At 35.6% G+C, this 20,069-nt stretch carries 16 protein-coding genes and 2 rRNA genes; 2 read left to right on the top strand and 16 right to left on the bottom strand.

The window, feature by feature from the left end:
• Nucleotides 1-177: 177 nt before the first annotated feature.
• The 4 genes from A9G37_RS09580 to aroE all read right to left on the bottom strand — a co-directional run bounded on the left by A9G37_RS09580 (nt 178) and on the right by aroE (nt 3,688).
• Nucleotides 178-1,377 carry an MFS transporter gene (locus tag A9G37_RS09580; protein ID WP_065561259.1) on the bottom strand — a complete coding sequence of 400 codons (1,200 nt, stop codon included), beginning with the start codon at nt 1,375-1,377 and terminating at the stop codon, nt 178-180.
• 243 nt (nt 1,378-1,620) lie between these two features.
• Complete coding sequence (gene aroL / locus A9G37_RS09575) at nt 1,621-2,133, bottom strand: shikimate kinase AroL (RefSeq protein ID WP_034913435.1); 513 nt, start codon at nt 2,131-2,133, stop codon at nt 1,621-1,623.
• A 216-nt stretch (nt 2,134-2,349) separates the two neighbouring features.
• Entirely contained in the window at nt 2,350-2,703 is a 354-nt protein-coding gene (locus A9G37_RS09570) for an Aca2/YdiL-like domain-containing protein (RefSeq protein ID WP_034913431.1), read from the bottom strand.
• Nucleotides 2,704-2,857: 154 nt separating this feature from the next.
• Nucleotides 2,858-3,688: a shikimate dehydrogenase gene (gene aroE, locus A9G37_RS09565; RefSeq protein WP_034913427.1), complete on the bottom strand. Its 831-nt coding sequence runs from the start codon at nt 3,686-3,688 to the stop codon at nt 2,858-2,860.
• A gap of 487 nt (nt 3,689-4,175) precedes the next feature.
• Here aroE and rpmB point away from each other — a divergent pair, with 487 nt between their 5' ends.
• Both rpmB and rpmG read left to right on the top strand, forming a co-directional pair.
• A complete protein-coding gene (gene rpmB / locus A9G37_RS09560) occupies nt 4,176-4,412 on the top strand; it encodes a 50S ribosomal protein L28 (RefSeq protein ID WP_034884345.1) in 237 nt (78 codons plus the stop codon).
• Between the two features lie 15 nt (nt 4,413-4,427).
• Nucleotides 4,428-4,595 carry a 50S ribosomal protein L33 gene (gene rpmG / locus A9G37_RS09555; RefSeq protein WP_025314526.1) on the top strand — a complete coding sequence of 56 codons (168 nt, stop codon included), beginning with the start codon at nt 4,428-4,430 and terminating at the stop codon, nt 4,593-4,595.
• A gap of 429 nt (nt 4,596-5,024) precedes the next feature.
• On the opposite strand, the gene gltP is transcribed toward rpmG, so the two are convergent.
• The 12 genes from gltP to A9G37_RS09495 all read right to left on the bottom strand — a co-directional run bounded on the left by gltP (nt 5,025) and on the right by A9G37_RS09495 (nt 19,944).
• The gene (gene gltP, locus A9G37_RS09550; RefSeq protein ID WP_065575383.1) at nt 5,025-6,335 is read right to left on the bottom strand and encodes a glutamate/aspartate:proton symporter GltP; all 1,311 of its coding nucleotides are present in this window, start codon (nt 6,333-6,335) and stop codon (nt 5,025-5,027) included.
• Between the two features lie 88 nt (nt 6,336-6,423).
• Nucleotides 6,424-9,123, bottom strand: a complete 2,700-nt coding sequence (gene gyrA, locus A9G37_RS09545) for a DNA topoisomerase (ATP-hydrolyzing) subunit A (protein ID WP_065575371.1) — start codon at nt 9,121-9,123, stop codon at nt 6,424-6,426.
• A 97-nt stretch (nt 9,124-9,220) separates the two neighbouring features.
• Nucleotides 9,221-9,799 carry an SIS domain-containing protein gene (locus A9G37_RS09540; RefSeq protein WP_065575370.1) on the bottom strand — a complete coding sequence of 193 codons (579 nt, stop codon included), beginning with the start codon at nt 9,797-9,799 and terminating at the stop codon, nt 9,221-9,223.
• Nucleotides 9,800-9,815: 16 nt separating this feature from the next.
• Nucleotides 9,816-10,187, bottom strand: coding sequence for a YraN family protein (locus A9G37_RS09535; RefSeq protein WP_081297720.1), 372 nt, complete (start codon nt 10,185-10,187; stop codon nt 9,816-9,818).
• Complete coding sequence (locus A9G37_RS09530) at nt 10,153-11,994, bottom strand: penicillin-binding protein activator (protein WP_218059366.1); 1,842 nt, start codon at nt 11,992-11,994, stop codon at nt 10,153-10,155. Before A9G37_RS09530 ends, A9G37_RS09535 begins: the two co-directional genes overlap by 35 nt.
• Nucleotides 11,995-12,021: 27 nt before the next feature.
• Nucleotides 12,022-13,104: a 23S rRNA (cytidine(2498)-2'-O)-methyltransferase RlmM gene (rlmM, locus tag A9G37_RS09525; RefSeq protein ID WP_065575368.1), complete on the bottom strand. Its 1,083-nt coding sequence runs from the start codon at nt 13,102-13,104 to the stop codon at nt 12,022-12,024.
• Nucleotides 13,105-13,151: 47 nt separating this feature from the next.
• Nucleotides 13,152-14,102, bottom strand: coding sequence for an LpxL/LpxP family Kdo(2)-lipid IV(A) lauroyl/palmitoleoyl acyltransferase (lpxL, locus tag A9G37_RS09520; RefSeq protein WP_065575367.1), 951 nt, complete (start codon nt 14,100-14,102; stop codon nt 13,152-13,154).
• Nucleotides 14,103-14,317: 215 nt separating this feature from the next.
• Complete coding sequence (thyA, locus tag A9G37_RS09515) at nt 14,318-15,112, bottom strand: thymidylate synthase (protein WP_065575366.1); 795 nt, start codon at nt 15,110-15,112, stop codon at nt 14,318-14,320.
• Nucleotides 15,109-15,978 (bottom strand): prolipoprotein diacylglyceryl transferase, encoded by an 870-nt coding sequence (lgt, locus tag A9G37_RS09510; RefSeq protein WP_065575365.1) that lies wholly within the window; start codon nt 15,976-15,978, stop codon nt 15,109-15,111. The genes thyA and lgt overlap by 4 nt, the downstream gene beginning before the upstream one ends.
• Complete coding sequence (rppH, locus tag A9G37_RS09505; protein WP_034913393.1) at nt 15,975-16,547, bottom strand: RNA pyrophosphohydrolase; 573 nt, start codon at nt 16,545-16,547, stop codon at nt 15,975-15,977. Before rppH ends, lgt begins: the two co-directional genes overlap by 4 nt.
• Before the next feature lie 242 nt (nt 16,548-16,789).
• Nucleotides 16,790-16,905 (bottom strand): 5S ribosomal RNA (gene rrf, locus A9G37_RS09500).
• Between the two features lie 139 nt (nt 16,906-17,044).
• Nucleotides 17,045-19,944 (bottom strand): 23S ribosomal RNA (locus tag A9G37_RS09495).
• Between the last annotated feature and the right edge of the window lie 125 nt (nt 19,945-20,069).

Below are 20,069 nucleotides of genomic sequence, written 5' to 3'. Positions count from 1 at the left end.
ATTAATAAAAGTTAATGGCTTAAGCTTAATGATTTTTGATTAAGTAATAATGGATTAACAAAATATTGAATTGTTAAATACGAAAATAAATTAAAATTTTTATGAGATGTTAATATCGAAAAAAAGCATGCCATATTGGCATGCCCTCTAACATTATTATTCTTAAAATATATAAAATTATATTTTTGTTATATCAACTACCTTTTTAAAACGATAAAAGATAATTGAGCCAAGTATTACACTTGACATCGCAATAAAAAAGTCAATTAATATGGCATAACTTACATTGAACATAGCTAATTTTGGTACTATAAGCGGAATGATAACAAACGATAGACCGCTAAAAGTATACATACAACCTACAGCAAGACCTTTTCGTGTTGGGAACATTTGTTGCATAACAACCAAAGTTAATTGAAGTACCCCCCCTGCCGCAGTTAATCCCATTCCTATTGCGACGATAACACACATTGCAGGTGAAACATTAAAATAAAAAATGATTAATACCAACGCAGATAAGGCAGGCAAAATAATGATGCAAAAGATAGGTTTTAATAGATGTTTGACGACAAAAGCCGTAACAAATACAGAAATAATTGAGGCAGTACTATAATAACTAATCAGTTGATTAGCATCAGGTTCGCTCATATTAACAGCTCTGATAGCGATAGTTGGCAACCACTGCAAGACAATAACGAATGTTGCTGTTGTTGTAAATCCCATAATAATTAATAAAATACCTTCAAATCCAAAATTAGGTTTTCCAATAAAATAACTTTGTGAGCATTCATTACTTTTAATGGAGGTATCTATATGTGGAAACTGCTTAGGAAGTAAAAATAGTGTATTAACTATTAGATAAGCAACAAAACCAAAAAAAATCCAACCATACCATATTTGGTATTGATGGCAAAAAACAACAATAAATGGAAGAACAAGAGATCCCATTGAAATGAAAGCCTTGATCAATACGCTAGCTGTACCACATGAGTTTGGAAAACATTCTGTTAATGCTGGCATTGAACCAGTATCTAAAAAAGAATTTCCAGCCCCAATAGCAATAGCTAAACAAAAAGCAATATTTATATTAGTACAAAAAGGCATTCCTAGAAAAAAAATAGCATAGCAAGCCATACCTAGACAAATAAATAGTTTGCGACCAAATTTATCTGACAATACACCACCAACAAACATTAATAATATTTTTCCAATTCCTATACCCGAAGCAATTTTACCAATGCCGATTAGATCAATATTAAGTTGTTTCGATATATCATATGAAAATTGCATGATCACAATTAATGCAATACTTTGTATTATATAATTTGCATATATAGATCCTGCAATTCCATAAGAATTGACCTTTCGATTATCCACTTGTCATACTCCATATGTAAAACATAAAATTATAATTCTATTCAATATACAAGTATCAATATTAATCAGAAAGATAGTAAGTATAAATTTGTTACTTAGCTTTTATTTGGTTCTAAAAAACAATAAAGTTTTATTCAAAATTAAACTTATATAGAATCTTGGTTAAATTTTAAAAATTTATTTTTTTCTATTATTAATAAAAATACCTCTTTTTAAGCGGCCTTTTTATTAAAAGAAGTTAAATTAGTTTCGAAGCATTTCAAAAATTTTTGCAAGAATCAAACTTTCATCTTGATCAACATTGATCACATGATGTGCAGCATCATGATATAAAGGTAATCTTTCAGCCAATACCTTTTCCATTTCATCATAAATAGATAGGCCAGTTAGTGATGGTCGTTGAGCAATGTTAGGATCTTTCATTAAACGCGCAGCTAGTGTTGCCGCAGGTGCAGATAAAAAGATAACTGTGCCATTTTGTTTCATAAAATTCCGATTATGCTCGGCTAATACCATGCCGCCACCAGTTGCAATGACACAATTAGGTTTAGTTGTATCAATCAACACCTGACTTTCTCTTGCTCTAAATCCTTCCCAACCTTCTTTTTCAACAATTTCGGCTACCGTCTTTTGAGTAGTTTCGAGTAAATATCTATCGGTATCAATGAAAGAAAACGATAGCTTATTTGCTAACATCTTTCCCATCGTTGTTTTACCTGCAGCCCGTGCACCAACTAAAAAAATTGTTTTATTCATATTGGGTTTTATCTTTTCAGATTTATAGAATATATTAACCATGCTAGTGATTCGCTCTTATTTTTGCAACAAATTTTTTACATAGTATATAAAAAATATATAACTATGTATTTTTTATATAATTAAAAATAACATATATAGAATATATCCGTAATGAAATGTTTACAATATTATAAGGAAGCTTTTAAAACCTAAAAGTCATCTTAATAAAGTTAATTAACATAACTTTTCTAAACCACGGAAATAGAGCTCTGTTGCAATCGATTGATGTAATCGCCATTGAATCACATCAAGATCTAAATTTACCTTTTTGAACTCTTCGTATGTCATAAAATAACGGATTGTATTACTACCAATACGATCATTAATACTATTTATAATAATATTTATTTTTTCGTTTCTGATTTTTTTTAGTTCTTGCATTGCTTTTCCGACAAACTCTGGGATCGGCTTTGTACCATTTTCCCAATCATGCCATGTATTAATATCTGTTTTTCCAATATATTCACTAGCTTCTGATACTTTTAGCATAAGAAAACGACGATACGCTTGCAATTCTAAGTTAGTCATAAATGCTCCTTATTATAATGCGCTTGATCTATCCAATTAATATATTAACTTTGCCTATGCCAACGTAATATAGTTGGCAATAGCAGCTAATTGTATAAACAGTAGAAAATACGATTAATTCCAATTTAACTAGATATGTTTGCCTGTTTGGCAATTAATGTTTAGCTAAAGCATCAATTACAGCTTGTTTTGCTCGTTCAGAAAGATCTTTTCCTGTCCAAATCTTAAATTGAGCATTTGCTTGACCAATAAACATTTCACGTCCTGAAATAGATTCCCAGCCAGCTCTTTCTGCTTCTTGTCTAAAACAAGTATTATATGGAGTATAAACAATATCGTAAGCCACTCCTTTACCTTTAAACCAAGCTTGTTTATAAGGTGTTTGATTCTCAAATTTACCCGTCATACCTAATGGTGTTGAATTAATAACAATTTGAGTTTCAACTTTGCTACGGTCTTCCCATGAAATAGTTTTAAGGTTGAATTCACTAGCTAATGCCTGAGGTAAATCATCAGCAATATCCGTTACTGTAATATCGGTATAACCAAGTTCCTGTAATCCCACTACAGCTGCACGTGCAGCACCTCCTGCTCCAAGTAATAACACTTTTTTGAATTCTGCTGGCAGTTTTTTATTTTGAAGTGGCTCCATGAATCCAATAATATCTGTATTATCCCCACAAAGTTTATCCCCATCCCAATACACCAAATTCGCAGCACCTGCTTTTTTTACATGATCTGTCACTTCATCTAAATAAGGAATGATAGTCTGTTTATGTGGAATAGTGACACATAATCCACGGATATTTAGTAATCTGACTGATTTAAAAAGTGTCGGTATCTCTTCTGGTGGAGTAGGAAAAGGAACTAAAACTGCTGGGATCCCATAATCTTGAAATGACGTAGTATGAATAAGTGGACTCATACTGTGCCCTAAAGGATAACCGATAATGCCATATATACTATATGGCGTGAACTGGTTCATATAATCTCCTTATAAATTGGAAAATTAACACGATATAAATAAAAATCTTAATCAAGCTTATTAAAACATATTTATTATTAAATTAAATCATTTTTTCTAAAATGATGTTAAAGACAGTACATTGTTTTATAATGAATTGTTCGTTATAAGAAAAAAGTAAGTGCTATTACAAAAAATTTTTATAGAAATTTTATCTATCATATTGATTCAAAATGGTTTTAATAATTTTTAGAAATGTTGTTTTAACTAAGAAAATAAATATTATATGAGTTATGCCATTGTAAACTAATTTTATGCATAGGTAAGATAATACTTGAGAATTTGCGCATAACAGCGTATACTTCGCTACCTCATTATTATGGGTGTAGTGTGAGAGGTTAAGCTGCTTCTCAGATAGAACTGCAGTAAACTAAAAGCCTGACGAGGTCAATTCCATTAACATATTACGCCCAGGGCTTAAGCATAGAAATTTCGGAGAATTATTGACATGTCACGAGTATGCCAAGTAACAGGAAAAGGTCCTTTAGTAGGAAATAATCGTTCTCATGCGATGAATGCTACTAAACGTCGTTTTCTACCAAACCTTCAAACTCACCGTTTCTGGATTGAGAGCGAAAAACGTTTTGTAAAATTGCGTGTATCTGCTAAAGGTATGCGTACTATCGATAAAAAGGGTATTGATGCAGTTTTAGCTGAACTTCGTGCCCGTGGTGAAAAGTACTAATAAGGAAACCATATCATGGCTAAAGGTGTACGCGAAAAAATCAGATTAGTTTCTTCTGCTGGTACAGGTCATTTTTATACCACTAGCAAAAATAAAAGAACTATGCCTGAAAAAATGGAGATCAAAAAATACGATCCTGTAGTTCGTCAGCATGTTATTTATAAAGAAGCTAAAATTAAATAGTTATCTAATAAATACTAAAAACCCAGCAAATGCTGGGTTTTTTATATCGATTTGTAGACAAAATTATTGCTATTTTCAATAAAACAATATTAACCTATGGAAAATAACGAGTTGTTTATACTTTATAGTTAAATAATCTCAAAAAAATCAAGGTGCCTTCTAGAAATTACTTAAGCTTTGGTTTTCTATTTTTTGAATCGATAAATACTATATCAGGGTATGTAATTAATGAAATACCTAATTATGAAAAAAGAGAGCATTGCGAAGTTGATTTCTTTCTGATTAGTGGTCACCGATGGTGAAAGAATTGAATCTGACATGACAAAATATTTCTTATTCTTATCAATAATTAAATAGATATATTTTGCGTAAAACTACCTGATAAACAGGTAGTTTTTTGGAGATAAATTAATCTACATAATTATTTCATCATTTTAAATATTGTTGTTCATAAGCTCTTGCTTTTTTGTCGTCAAAAGCATGTTCCCAACGTGCAATAACAATTGCTGCTAGTGCATTACCAACCACATTAACTACTGTTCTGCCCATATCTAAAATACGTTCTACCCCCATAATATAACCAATCCCTTCAAGAGGAATACCTACACTACCTAGGGTTGCCGATAAAACAAGAATTGACGCACCAGGTACACCTGCAATCCCTTTAGATGCAATCATTAAAGTGATGACAATAATAACCTGATCCAAAATAGTTAAATCTATGTAGAATAACTGTGCTAAAAAGATAACAGTAATACTTTGATAGAGCGTTGAACCATCAAGATTAAATGAATAGCCTGTAGGTATAACAAAACTAGTTATCGATTTTGGTGCTCCATAAGCTTCCATCTTTTCAATTATTTTAGGTAATGCAGTTTCAGAACTTGCGGTTGAAAATGCAATCACTAATTCTTCTTTCAAGATTTTTAATAATGTAAAAATATTAAATTTGCAAATTTTACAAACAAGCCCTAATACCACTAACGTAAAAATAATCATTGCCGAATAGACGGTTAAAATTAATTTAAGTAGTGGAAGTAATGATTCAAATCCATATTTAGCAACCGTTACCGTGATAAGTGCAAATACACCAATAGGTGCATAACGCATTATCATATTAGTTACTTTAAACATAGTATCTGAAATTACTTTTAAAAATAAAAGAAAAGGTTCACGTTGTTTATCTGGCAAAGACATTAAGCCTAGACCAAAAAAAACACAAAAGAAAATCACAGGTAAAACAGCACCGTCTGTCATAGCTTTAAAGATATTAGCTGGAATCATATCTAATATCATAACAATTAAACCATGAGGTTTACCGCTTAATTCTTCAGCTGCTTGGGTATACTTACTAATGTCTGTCGTTGCAAGTGTTGAGGAGTCAATTCCCGAGCCAGGTGAAAAAATATTTCCCCAAGAAAGACCTAATAAAATAGCAATAGTTGTAATAATTTCAAAATAGAGAATAGTTTTAAAACCTAAGGTCCCTAACCGTTTTGAGCCACCAAGACCTGCAATACCTAGAGTTAAAGTACTCAGTATAATTGGCAACACAATCATTTTAATTAACCGAATGAAGATATCGCCTGCAGGCTGAAATATATTTACTATTGAAAATTGATAATATGAATGCAAAGGGTGGTTTGTAGCAGAGAGCTCAAATAAATAAGCACCTACGGCAATTCCTAGAATCAAAGCAATCAAAATTTGCCATGCAAGATTTGTTAATATTTTTTTTATTAAAAATAACATCTAATACTATTCCTTTTTACGATTCTCTAAAATAAAAAAGGATTAGCAAAACTAATCCTTTTAGATTATTAAATAATTAATCCTCGGACACTTGAAGTGAATCGTGCCGTTCATTATTTTCCGATGCTTCTGATTCACTTGCGTCATCTCCTGTTTCGGCTATTCGTTGTAATCCCACCACTTTTTCGTTGTCAGTTGTTCGAATAAGCATGACACCTTGAGTGTTACGACCAACAATACTTACCTCTGAAACACGAGTACGAACAAGCGTTCCTGCATCTGTGATTAGCATGATTTGATCGGTTTCATCAACTTGAACTGCGCCAACAACAGTACCATTTCGCTCACTAACTTTGATAGAAATAACACCTTTAGTTGCCCTTGATTTGGTTGGGTATAGTTCTTGCTGAGTACGTTTACCATATCCATTTTGAGTTGCTGTTAAAATTGCGCCACTACCTCTAGGTACAATTAATGAAACCACTTTATCATCGCTATCAAGTTTTATGCCACGTACACCAGCAGCCGTTCTGCCCATACAACGAACTTTATTGGCTGGGAAACGAACAACTTTACCATTAGCAGAGAATAACATAATATCTTCAGTCGTTGAGATTTCACCAATCAGGTTATCATCTTCTGAGTCAATCTCTTCAACAATGGCATCATCATAAAGTTCTTCATCATCAACAATAGCTGAAGGATCATTGCTAGTTAAATCAACGCCAATTAATTCATCATCATCACGTAAATTAATCGCAATAATACCGCCACTTCGTGGACGACTAAATTCAATTAAAGATGTTTTCTTAACTGTACCTTGTGCTGTAGCCATAAATACACAATGTTCATCATCAAATTCTCGAACAGGTAAAATTGCAGTGATTCTTTCATTTTCTTCAAGAGGTAACAAATTAATAATTGGACGACCTCGAGAGCCTCGGCTGGCTTCGGGCAATTGGTAAACTTTCATCCAATATAATCGACCTCGGCTTGAGAAGCAAAGAATCGTATCATGAGTATTAGCAACTAATAGTTTTTCGACAAAGTCTTCTTCTTTAATTTTAGTGGCAGATTTACCTTTACCACCACGACGTTGAGCTTCATAATCTGAAAGTGGTTGATATTTTACATAACCTTGATGGGAAAGAGTAACGACTACATCTTCTTGAGCAATAAGATCTTCAATATTAATATCTGCACTGCTCGCTGTAATTTCTGTTCGTCTAGCATCTTGGAATTGGTCTCGAACGCTTTCCAATTCTTCACGAATTACTTCCATCAAACGTTCTGAGCTAGCTAAAATATGCAATAACTCACCAATTTGAAGCAATAATTCTTTGTATTCATCAAGAATTTTTTCATGTTCAAGGCCGGTTAAGCGGTGTAAGCGGAGATCTAAAATCGCTTGAGCTTGCGCTTCTGATAAATAATAATGTCCATCATGAATACCAAACTCTGGAGCTAAATCTTCTGGTCTAGCTGCATCATTACCTGCTTTCTCTAGCATGGACGAAACATTTCCAAGTTGCCAAGCTTGGCTCAATAATTTAGTTTTTGCTTCACTAGGTGTTGCAGCAGCACGAATGAGCTCAATGATAGGATCAATATTGGCAAGTGCAATTGCTAAACCTTCTAATACATGAGCTCGTTCGCGTGCTTTGCGTAATTCATAAATGGTTCGACGAGTTACAACTTCTCGTCGATGAAGCACAAAAGCTTCTATCATTTCGCGTAAATTTAGGAGTTTTGGTTGACCTTTATGTAAAGCCACCATATTGATACCAAATGAAACTTGTAATTGAGTCAAAGAGAAAAGGTTATTTAATACAACTTCACCAACAGCATCGCGTTTAATTTCAATGACTATGCGCATACCGTCTTTATCTGATTCATCACGTAATGCCGAAATACCTTCTATTTTTTTATCTTTAACTAATTCTGCAATTTTTTCGATCAGTTTTTTCTTATTAACCTGATACGGTATCTCATTAACAATAATGGTCTCACGTCCACTATGATCATCAACTTCTATGGTAGCTTTAGAGCGAATATAAATAATACCACGACCTGTGCGATACGCGTTTTCGATACCTTTTCGACCATTAATTAATGCTGCTGTTGGAAAATCTGGCCCATGGATATACTCCATTAAACCATCGACTGAAATATTTTCGTCTTCAATAAAAGCCAAGCAACCATTGATAACTTCAGAGAGATTGTGTGGAGGAATGTTAGTTGCCATACCAACAGCAATCCCTGACGCGCCATTAATTAATAAGTTAGGAATTCGTGTTGGTAACACATCTGGAATCATTTCTGAACCATCGTAATTAGGTGAAAAATCAACTGTCTCTTTATCTAGATCCGTTAATAATGCTCCCGCAAACTTTTGCATACGAATTTCAGTATAACGCATCGCAGCTGCCGAATCGCCATCAACAGAACCAAAGTTACCTTGACCATCAACCAACATATAACGTAATGAGAATGGTTGAGCCATACGTACAATTGTGTCATAAACTGCTGAATCACCATGTGGATGGTATTTACCGATTACATCCCCAACAACACGAGCAGACTTCCTATAAGGTTTATTCCAATCATATCCAGCTTCATGCATAGCGAATAAAACGCGCCGGTGAACAGGTTTTAAACCGTCACGGACATCAGGTAAGGCACGCCCAACAATGACAGACATTGCATAGTCAAGATAAGAAGATTTCAATTCATCTTCTATATTAACGGGGGTTATTTCTTTGGCTAGTTCGGTCATAACACCATGTACTCTTATTAATTTAAGTCATCAAAATAGTTCGCAATTATAGCATAAAATCACTATTAATGCAGAATTAAACCTGATTTATTTCAGCTTATTTACTGTGAATAAATAGCCTATTCTCGATTAATTGGCATAAGCAATTTAAAATCATGGCATGCATTTCGTATGCCATTACTTTTTTATAAGACGGAATTCTAATTTCAATATCATTCTGGCCTAATAAGCCAATAACTTCACCACCATCAAAAGCAGTTAATGCGACAATTTTCATATCTTTAATTACCGCTTCTTGAACAGCACGAATGATAGATCTGCTATTCCCTTGGCAAGTTGCTATAATTAAAACATCACATTGTTGTCCTAATGCTTGAATTTGGCGAGCATAAATTTCTTCATGATTTGCTATAGCACTCAATAAAACATTGTCTGATACTAAAGCCATTGCAGGAATACTTGGTCTTTCAATATTAATACTGGTGATTAAACGTGAAGTAAAGCTTTGTACATTAGCTGCGGAGGGACCATTACCACAACTCATAATTTTATTGCCATTAAGTAAACTATCGACAATAATATTTGCAGCCTTTTCAATAGAATAGCCAAGTGATTCCGCCATCACGATTTGAGTTTGAATACTTTCAGTAAAATAATTTTTAATTAAATCTTGCAAACTTTTCACCTAAAAATTAAAATGCATTAATAATCCATTTTTGACTGTTACCTGTAATAGCAAAAACATCAAATCTAAACTCAGTATCTTCGATATTTAAATTTTGCGCCATCATCCATTGTTGGGCAGCTTGCCTAATTTTGTTTTGTTTATTTAGTGTAACAGTCATCTCCGCATCACCAAAGTTAGCATTCTTTCGATAACGCACTTCAATAAAAACAAGACATTCATTATCAAGCATAATTAAATCAAGCTCACCAAAGCGAAATTGGCTATTATGTGTAAGAAGTATAAGCCCTTGCTTAAGTAAATATTGGCAAGCTATATTTTCATAATGCTCGCCAATTTGTTTTTTATTCGCTTTTTGAATCAGATTTATCTTCACCATAAATATATTGCTGCCAAGAGAGTGCACGTGTCACTTCACATTGATCGCTCGTTGATAATTTACCTGTCATACCATCTAAAAAATTAGGTTGATATGAATTAAGTTGATTAAAACGATTTGTTAGTCTCCACGCATCAATGCCCATTGCATACAGGCGAATTAATGAATAATCTTTCTGAATGTTGCTAGGTATATTTGTATTTACCTTATCCATTTGATTTATAACCATAGGGATATCTGCATATTCAGTTTTATTCATATCATAATTAAAGTCATTAGAAGCATTAGCTACATGACTTTTAGAACTTGAATAAAGTGTAACCTCAGATGAGTTTCCAATAGTTTTATTTGCACCCATATCAAGCATTGGCTTTATCAACGTCAATTCATCATATGAAGAATAAACATAAATAGCATCAAATCCAGCTGATACCATTCCCCCTGATAGCGTTTCATCTATTAAAATAGGATTTCCCGTAAGGCTAATCCCTATGTTACGATTCATATTGGCGCTTAGTGTTTGAGTGTTACCAAAGTATTGTACGTAAGCTTGTGAACTATTTGCTGACAATTGTGACCACTGTGCTGCAAAACTTTGTGCAACACGTTTACCCAAATCATTTTGAGGGACTAACAGTAATGGTTTTATTTTATTTTGAGAATAAATATGGTCTGCCGCATCTTTTGCTTCATCTTCAGGAGATAAAGTAAAATAACACATTTTATTTGCAGACGAAGTAGTGTTATCAACCTTATTCAAGGCTAAGACAGGAATAGCTGGCTCTAGTGATTTTAATTCAATAACTTCTTTCTTTAATAAAGGACCTACAATTAACTCAACATTTTGTTCCTGTGCTTGCTGGATTAAAGTATTCATTGGCGCACTAGTTGTATCAAGTATAATCACATTTTGTTGTGGTTCTTGTGGGAAAAACTTAATTCCATCCATGTAACCTTGACGAATTGTTTCACCAAATATACGTGAAGAGCTATTTAATGGTAACAATAATGCAACTTTTTTTGCATTAGCATCAACAGCAAGTGTTTGTTCTCCAGTTAATATCGAGATAATCTCTTTTGCGGGATGATCTGGATATTGTATAGCCCAATTGTTGATAGCTTGTTTTAATAGCTGTTTTTGATTTTCGGATTTTGTGGCAATAGTTTCTGGTGTATCATCATCTTGTGGAGTGGGTGCTTTACTCGCATTTTGGTAAGAATAAGCTAAATCAACCCAACCTTGTAATATAGTTTCATTTTCATCAACTAAAATTTTGCGGATTTTACCAGATTTTAATTTACGGAAAAAATTCCATGTATTATTTAATAATTGCCTTTTTTCTGTTTCTGATACATATTTTTCTAATTGAAGATAATCGTGGGCTTGAGCATTAATATCTTTACTATTTATATCCAAACCCAATTTAATAATGTAATAACGATACAGTTGTGAATTAGACAAATTTTCAATAGTTAATTGATTCAGATCAAATGATTTCCTTTTTTTTACAGCGATTTGACCCTCTGATAATAACTTTTCTTTTTGTTGCTCATCATTAAGCTTGGGTGGTAAATTTGATAATAATGTAGTTGCTTGTGAAAATTTATTTTCTTTTATTAGTGCACGAATAGCTAATAATTGCCAATTAACTTTATCTGTTCCAGAACTATTATCTGCTTGTGAAAGATAATAACTAGAATTTTTGTTATCATCAAAGTTAAGAGATTTCTCTGAATTTCCTAAAGTACAACATACCAAAAATGTAAATAATGGTATTATCAATATAGCATAAAAGTAACGTTTCAAGTTCATACCTACTCTCTTATAATTTTGTTATCCCCAAATTCGTTGTACATGAACCGTAATTTCTTCTCGATCATGATAAAGCTGTTTTGCTTGAATTTGTACGTTGATTTTTTTATTATTTAACTCTTTATTTAACGAATATAGATTTTGTTTTACTTCTTCATAACGTTTTTTCATTGGTAATTTGAGGTTAAAAATAGCCTCTCTACACCAACCATTAATTAACCATGTGGCTATTAATTCTGTCACTTTAGCTGGTTTCTCAACCATATCACAAACCAACCAATAAATATTATGCTTTTTAGGTATAAATTTAAAGCCATCTTCCCGATAATGTTTTACTTGTCCAGTTTCCATCAATTTTTCATCCATAGGTCCATTATCAATGGCATAAACCATCATACTTCTTTTAACCAGTTGATAAGTCCAACCTCCAGGACAAGCACCCAAATCAACAGCGTTTAAACCACCTTTTAATCGCTTCTCCCACTCATCATAAGGAATAAAAATATGGAAGGCTTCTTCTAATTTTAATGTAGAACGGCTTGGCGCATCAGAGGGAAATTTTAATCTTGGAATTCCCATATAAAAAGGCGAATTATTTTGACTTAGTGAATAACCAACATAACAACTGGTATTACTAATAAAAAATAAGTGGACAACGGGTCTTGATGGATTCTCAATTTTTAATAAAATACGTTTACTTCTTAATGCTTGACGAAGGGGCACGGTAAATTTACGACAAAAGCCAGAAAGCGCTTTACCTTCATTTGTATCAGCAACTTCAACACGTAGATCGCCAGCTTTGTCAATACATCCAGATAATGCATCAATGATTGGAGAAATACGGTTATCTGTAGGTAAATCAACTAATAGATCACCTGCTACAAACATTTGCCGTGCAAAAATTAGTGTTCGGAAATCTAAATTTTTTATTAATAATTGTGCATCATCATCTTTATAGCATTTAAAAACAACATAACCACTGTTTTCTTTAACTTTAGCAAAGCCATATACTTCTTTCTGAGCAGCTTTATCTGTAATTTCGTTAGCACACTCTTTTTCAAATCCACAACGGCAATAGAGAATAATTTTGTTTAGTTTTTGCATATTGTAATTTTTTGCTCTTTCAACAGAAGCTATAAAAAATATTCATATTAATCAGATTGAACATTATCAGTATATAAAGGTGCATCACCTTTTGGACGAGTTTTAAATCTTCGATGTAACCACATATATTGCTCAGGTGCTTTTAGAATTTCTTGTTCAATTGCTTTGTTCATAAAAGTAGCCGCAAGTACATCATCATCAATTGGATAACCTTCAAGCTCTGATGTTACATAAACAGTGTAACGACCATCTTTCTCACGCTTAGGAGTAAATGGTATAATAGCTGGCTGAGCTAATTTCACTAATATACGCGTGCCTACAGTTGTTGCAGCTTTTTTTACTGAAAATAGAGGCGCAAATACACTATTTTTAGGACCATAATCATGATCTGGTGCATACCAAAGTAATTCACCATTTTTTAGTGCGCGGATCATTCCCTTAGTATTATGCCGATCCAGCATATATTTATTTGATTTGAGTCGCCCTTTAAGCTGAACATAATCCATTACAGGATTATCATTTTGACGGTACACACCTACTCCTGGGTGATTCATTCCTAAGATACGTGCACCTAGCTCTAATGTTAGAAAATGAATACCAATAAGTAAAACACCTTGACCTGATTGTTGAACTTTTGTGATATGAAAATCGTCTACAATAGAAACTTTTTTAGCAAGCCGTTTATCAGACCAAAACCATGCCATACCAGTTTCAAAAATTGCTAAACCTGTTGAAATAAAATTCTCACGCAACATCTGATCACGTTCAGATTGTGTTTTTTCAGGAAAACAGAGTTTAAGGTTTTGCCTAGCCGTTTCTTTACGTTTGCCGATTAATTTCATCGAAAGCAATCCTAACCCTTTTCCCAATTGATAAATGATTGGATATGGCAATAAAACGATTAAATATAAAATACCAATACCAAACCACGTTAACCAATAACGGGGGTGTAATAAACTTTTAGTAAAAATAGGGCGAATTTCTTGATTTTGACTCATATTAAGATCAAATTATTATTAATACAGTTGCTTATTATATCTTATTTTTCGGGAGCATAAAATAAACAAAGCCTAAGGACGTTATATCATTATTCTGTGACCAAATTTGTTATCAGTTTATATTTAAGTAGCTCACAGTTAAAACTATTCGCTATTCTTAAAATTATCTATTTTTATACTGAAACACATAGTTACCTGAAACTTTTTAACAAAAATTAAACAGCAACAGGCGCTTTGATTGCTGGATACGGTTCATAACCAACAATTTCAAAATCCTCAAATTTATAATCAAAAATTGTTGGAGGTTTACGTTTAATAACCAATTTTGGCAATACTCTTGGTTCACGACCTAATTGCAAATGAGCTTGTTCCATATGATTAGAATAAAGATGTGTATCACCACCTGTCCACACAAAATCACCTGCTTGTAATTCGCATTGCTGTGCAATCATGTGTACCAACAAAGAATAGCTGGCTATATTAAATGGCAATCCTAAAAATACATCACAAGAACGTTGATAAAGTTGACAAGATAGTTTGCCATTTGCAACATAAAATTGGAAAAAGGCATGACATGGTGCTAATGCCATTTGATCTAATTCTCCAACATTCCAAGCAGAAACAATCATACGTCTAGAGTCAGGATCATTTTTAATTTGATCAATTAATTGTGAAATCTGATCTATCTGGCGACCATCAGCCGCTCCCCATGCTCGCCATTGTTTGCCATAAACAGGACCTAAGTCACCATTTTCATCAGCCCATTCATTCCAAATAGTTACCTTATTGTCTTGAAGATACTTAACATTTGTATCCCCCTTCAAAAACCAAAGCAATTCATGAATAATTGAACGTAAATGACACTTTTTAGTCGTAACAAGAGGAAAACCTTCTTGTAAATTAAACCGCATTTGATGCCCAAAAATAGATAGCGTTCCAGTACCCGTTCGATCTGATTTAGCTGTACCTTCATCTAAAATTTTTTGTATTAACGCTAAATATTGTTTCATTGTGTTTTTGCCTTATTATTAAATCTATATGCAAATAAAAGAATAAAAATACCACCAATAATCATTGGTAAACATAATATTTGCCCCATACTGATAATATTTAAAAATAAGCCTAACTGCTCATCTGGTTGTCTAAAAAATTCTATAACAAATCTAAATAAACCATAGCAAAATAAAAATAGGCCAGATACAGAGCCAGTAGGTCTTGGTTTTCGAATAAAAATATTTAAAATAATAAACAGTACTATTCCCTCAAACACCATTTCATAAAGCTGTGAAGGATGCCTTGGTAAAATACCATTTAATTGGGAATAAAGTGAAAACCACTCTGGATGAGACTGAACAAACATAAAATCGGCATGTGATGATGTTGGAAATAACATACCAATCGATGAATCAGTTACTCTCCCCCAAAGTTCTCCATTAATAAAATTACCAAATCGCCCAAACATCAAACCAATCGGGACAAGAGGGGCAACAAAATCACCGACTTGCATAAAAGTTTTCTTTGTTCCCTTTGCAAAAAGGGCAATAACGCAAATCGCACCAATTAAACCACCATGAAAAGACATACCGCCTTCCCAGACTTTAAATAAAATTATAGGATCTTTGATAAAAGCTTCTAAATTATAGAAGAAGACATAGCCTAAACGGCCTCCAATAAAAAGACCTAAAAACCCCCAAAACAATAAATTTTCAACCTGTTGTGACGTCCATTGGCTATTTGGCTTATTTGCACGGCGCTTAGCCAAATAAAGTGCACCCAGCACTCCAAATAAATACATTGCACCATACCAATGAAGTGATACCGGACCAATGGAAAAGGCTATTGGATCGAAATTAGGGAATTGTAAATATTGATTCATTTTTTATTACGCTTTTTGTTTTTCCGTTTATTAGCAAAGAAATTAAATCGTTTCTTTTTAGAAATATTAGTTACTGATGTCTCTATTTCAGACTGTATAGCAAACACAGATAAAGAAAATTCCTTCATTGCCTTTCTATAAACATCTCGTTTAAATGCAATCACCTGTCGAATGGGATACCAATAACTAACCCATTTCCAATCATCAAATTCAGGTGCTGAGGATGTATTGAGATTAATGACTGATACATCAGATATTAATTCTAATAAAAACCATTTTTGTTTTTGCCCAATACAAACTGGCTGATTTTCCCAACGGATCATTCTTTTGGGTAACTTATATCGTAACCAACCATTAGTAACGGATAAAATCTTCACATCTTTTGATGATAAACCAACTTCTTCGTTTAATTCGCGAAACATTGCCTGCTCAGGCGTTTCGTTTTGTTTTATTCCGCCCTGAGGAAATTGCCAAGAATTTTGCCCATACCGACGAGCCCAAAGTACTTGACCATACCTGTTACAAATAACTATTCCTACATTCGGACGGTAGCCATCATTATCGATCACTGACTACCTCAAAAAAATTTTCCTTGTATAGCTGAATTGTTTCATACATACAGCAAGAAATAAATAGAAAATAATTACAAAGTGGTAAATACCTTCTTTTTTTGACTGTTTTTTACACTAATTAATATTTGTTACTGCATTAATTAATTTTCAATAAACAAAATAATATTTAATAAATATTCCAAAAAGCAAAAAGCAAAAAGCAAAAAGCCCAGCATGACTGCTGGGCTCTATATTTAAAAGTCTGGCGGCACCCTACTCTCACATGGGTAATACCCACACTACCATCGGCACTACGGCGTTTCACTTCTGAGTTCGGCATGGGGTCAGGTGGGACCACCGCGCTATTACCGCCAGACATATCCTGTCTCTTTCAATTAGTATTGATATCTTCTACCATTATCTCATATCAATACCCATCTCTCAATCCGGAACAAACTGCTTTCTCAACTTTTTATCAACTCTTTACCACGTAACCCAAAACAACTCCGAGTTGTAAGGTTAAGACTCTCGGTTCATTAGTATCAGTTAGCTCAATGTATCACTACACTTACACACCTGACCTATCTACGTCTTAGTCTCAAACGGACCTTACTGAATCTCTTCAGGGAAAACTCATCTCGAGGCTAGTTTCGTGCTTAGATGCTTTCAGCACTTATCTATCCCGCACGTAGCTACCGGGCAATGCAATTGGCATCACAACCCGAACACCAGCGGTGCGTTCACTTCGGTCCTCTCGTACTAGAAGCAAACCCTCTCAATTTTCCTACGCCCATGGCAGATAGGGACCGAACTGTCTCACGACGTTCTAAACCCAGCTCGCGTACCACTTTAAACGGCGAACAGCCGTACCCTTGGGACCTACTTCAGCCCCAGGATGTGATGAGCCGACATCGAGGTGCCAAACACCGCCGTCGATATGAACTCTTGGGCGGTATCAGCCTGTTATCCCCGGAGTACCTTTTATCCGTTGAGCGATGGCCCTTCCATTCAGAACCACCGGATCACTATGACCTACTTTCGTACCTGCTCGAGCCGTCACTCTCGCAGTCAAGCTAGCTTTTGCCATTGCACTAACCTCCTGATGTCCGACCAGGATTAGCTAACCTTCGTGCTCCTCCGTTACTCTTTGGGAGGAGACCGCCCCAGTCAAACTACCCACCAGACAGTGTCCCTTACCTCGTTTCAGAAGTATAGGTTAGAACATCAAACATTAAAGGGTGGTATTTCAAGGTCGACTCCACACACACTGGCGTGCATGCTTCTTTGCCTCCCACCTATCCTACACATTAAGGCTCAATGTTCACTGTCAAGCTATAGTAAAGGTTCACGGGGTCTTTCCGTCTTGCCACGGGTACACCGCATCTTCACGGCAATTTCAATTTCACTGAGTCTCGGGTGGAGACAGCCTGGCCATCATTACGCCATTCGTGCAGGTCGGAACTTACCCGACAAGGAATTTCGCTACCTTAGGACCGTTATAGTTACGGCCGCCGTTTACTGGGGCTTCGATCAGGAGCTTCTGCATAAGCATAACCCCATCAATTAACCTTCCAGCACCGGGCAGGCGTCACACCGTATACGTCCACTTTCGTGTTTGCACAGTGCTGTGTTTTTATTAAACAGTTGCAGCCAGCTGGTATCTTCGACTGATTTCACCTACGTCCGCATGGGATTTCAATTACACATCAGCGTGCCTTCTCCCGAAGTTACGGCACCATTTTGCCTAGTTCCTTCACCCGAGTTCTCTCAAGCGCCTTAGTATTCTCTACCTGACCACCTGTGTCGGTTTCGGGTACGATTAACTATAACCTGAAGCTTAGAGGGTTTTCCTGGAAGCAGGGCATCAATTACTTCACTGCCTTAGCAGCTCGTCATCACGCCTCAGAGTTTCAGTGACCGGATTTGCCTAATCACACCCCTACACGCTTAACCCACCATCCAATAGGTGGTAAACCTAGCCTTCTTCGTCACCCCATCGCAGTTATAGCCAGTACGGGAATATTAACCCGTTTCCCATCAGATACGCCCTTCGGCCTCTCCTTAGGGGTCGACTCACCCTGCCCCGATTAACGTTGGACAGGAACCCTTGGTCTTCCGGCGAGCGGGCTTTTCACCCGCTTTATCGTTACTTATGTCAGCATTCGCACTTCTGATACCTCCAGCATGCCTCACAACACACCTTCTACGGCTTACAGAACGCTCCCCTACCCAATACACTTGCGTGCACTGCCGCAGCTTCGGTGCATAGTTTTAGCCCCGTTACATCTTCCGCGCAGGCCGACTCGACTAGTGAGCTATTACGCTTTCTTTAAATGATGGCTGCTTCTAAGCCAACATCCTAGCTGTCTAAGCCTTCCCACTTCGTTTCCCACTTAACTATGACTTCGGGACCTTAGCTGGCGGTCTGGGTTGTTTCCCTCTTCACGACGAACGTTAGCACCCGCCGTGTGTCTCCCATGATTCAACTTGTCAGTATTCGGAGTTTGCATCGGGTTGGTAAGCCGGGATGGCCCCCTAGCCGAAACAGTGCTCTACCCCCAACAGTCATTCATGAGGCGCTACCTAAATAGCTTTCGGGGAGAACCAGCTATCTCCCGGTTTGATTGGCCTTTCACCCCCAGCCACAGGTCATCCGCTAATTTTTCAACATTAGTCGGTTCGGTCCTCCAGTTAGTGTTAACCAACCTTCAACCTGCCCATGGCTAGATCACCGGGTTTCGGGTCTATACCCTGCAACTTAACGCACAGTTAATACTCGGTTTCCCTTCGGCTCCCCTATTCGGTTAACCTCGCTACAGAATATAAGTCGCTGACCCATTATACAAAAGGTACGCAGTCACTATTACCCAACGGTAACAGCTCCCACTGATTGTACGTACACGGTTTCAGGGTCTATTTCACTCCCCTCCCGGGGTTCTTTTCGCCTTTCCCTCACGGTACTGGTTCACTATCGGTCAATCAGGAGTATTTAGCCTTGGAGGATGGTCCCCCCTTCTTCAGACAGGATATCACGTGTCCCGCCCTACTCTATAAGCTTCCACATAACGCACCTTCGTGTACGGGACTTTCACCCTCTATCGTGCGACTTTCCAGACGCTTCCACTAATACTTTATGCTACCCGCTTGGGCTACTCCCCTTTCGCTCGCCGCTACTTAGGGAATCTCGGTTGATTTCTTTTCCTCGGGGTACTTAGATGTTTCAGTTCTCCCGGTTCGCCTCATCTAACTATGGATTCATTAGATGATAGTGTAGTTACCCACACTGGGTTTCCCCATTCGGACATCGACGGCTATTACGCTTTTTATCAGCTTACCGTCGCTTTTCGCAGATTAACACGTCCTTCTTCGCCTCTGATTGCCTAGGCATCCACCGTGTACGCTTAATTTCTTAACCTTACAACTCACAGTTGTCTTGGTTTAAATTACGCTTTCTTCTCTTTCTTACTTATTCTATTTTTATTTATAGATTGTTCAATCAAAGTTCAATAAACTTTAACTAAACCTATAATTAAAAGTCTT

It is taken from the genome of Gilliamella sp. GillExp13 (assembly GCF_001690815.1).
In the GTDB taxonomy this organism is placed as follows: domain Bacteria; phylum Pseudomonadota; class Gammaproteobacteria; order Enterobacterales; family Orbaceae; genus Gilliamella; species Gilliamella bombi.
Note: the sequence above shows the minus strand (reverse complement) of the source record. Positions and strands in the feature narration are given on the sequence as shown.

Excerpts from the sequence above, each read along its gene's own strand:
- aroL (WP_034913435.1), bottom strand. The coding sequence starts at position 2,133 with ATGAATAAAACAATTTTTTTAGTTGGTGCACGGGCTGCAGGTAAAACA.
- A9G37_RS09570 (WP_034913431.1), bottom strand. The coding sequence starts at position 2,703 with ATGACTAACTTAGAATTGCAAGCGTATCGTCGTTTTCTTATGCTAAAA.
- aroE (WP_034913427.1), bottom strand. The coding sequence starts at position 3,688 with ATGAACCAGTTCACGCCATATAGTATATATGGCATTATCGGTTATCCT.
- rpmB (WP_034884345.1), top strand. The coding sequence starts at position 4,176 with ATGTCACGAGTATGCCAAGTAACAGGAAAAGGTCCTTTAGTAGGAAAT.
- rpmG (WP_025314526.1), top strand. The coding sequence starts at position 4,428 with ATGGCTAAAGGTGTACGCGAAAAAATCAGATTAGTTTCTTCTGCTGGT.
- gyrA (WP_065575371.1), bottom strand. The coding sequence starts at position 9,123 with ATGACCGAACTAGCCAAAGAAATAACCCCCGTTAATATAGAAGATGAA.
- A9G37_RS09535 (WP_081297720.1), bottom strand. The coding sequence starts at position 10,187 with ATGGTGAAGATAAATCTGATTCAAAAAGCGAATAAAAAACAAATTGGC.
- rlmM (WP_065575368.1), bottom strand. The coding sequence starts at position 13,104 with ATGCAAAAACTAAACAAAATTATTCTCTATTGCCGTTGTGGATTTGAA.
- lpxL (WP_065575367.1), bottom strand. The coding sequence starts at position 14,102 with ATGAGTCAAAATCAAGAAATTCGCCCTATTTTTACTAAAAGTTTATTA.
- thyA (WP_065575366.1), bottom strand. The coding sequence starts at position 15,112 with ATGAAACAATATTTAGCGTTAATACAAAAAATTTTAGATGAAGGTACA.
- lgt (WP_065575365.1), bottom strand. The coding sequence starts at position 15,978 with ATGAATCAATATTTACAATTCCCTAATTTCGATCCAATAGCCTTTTCC.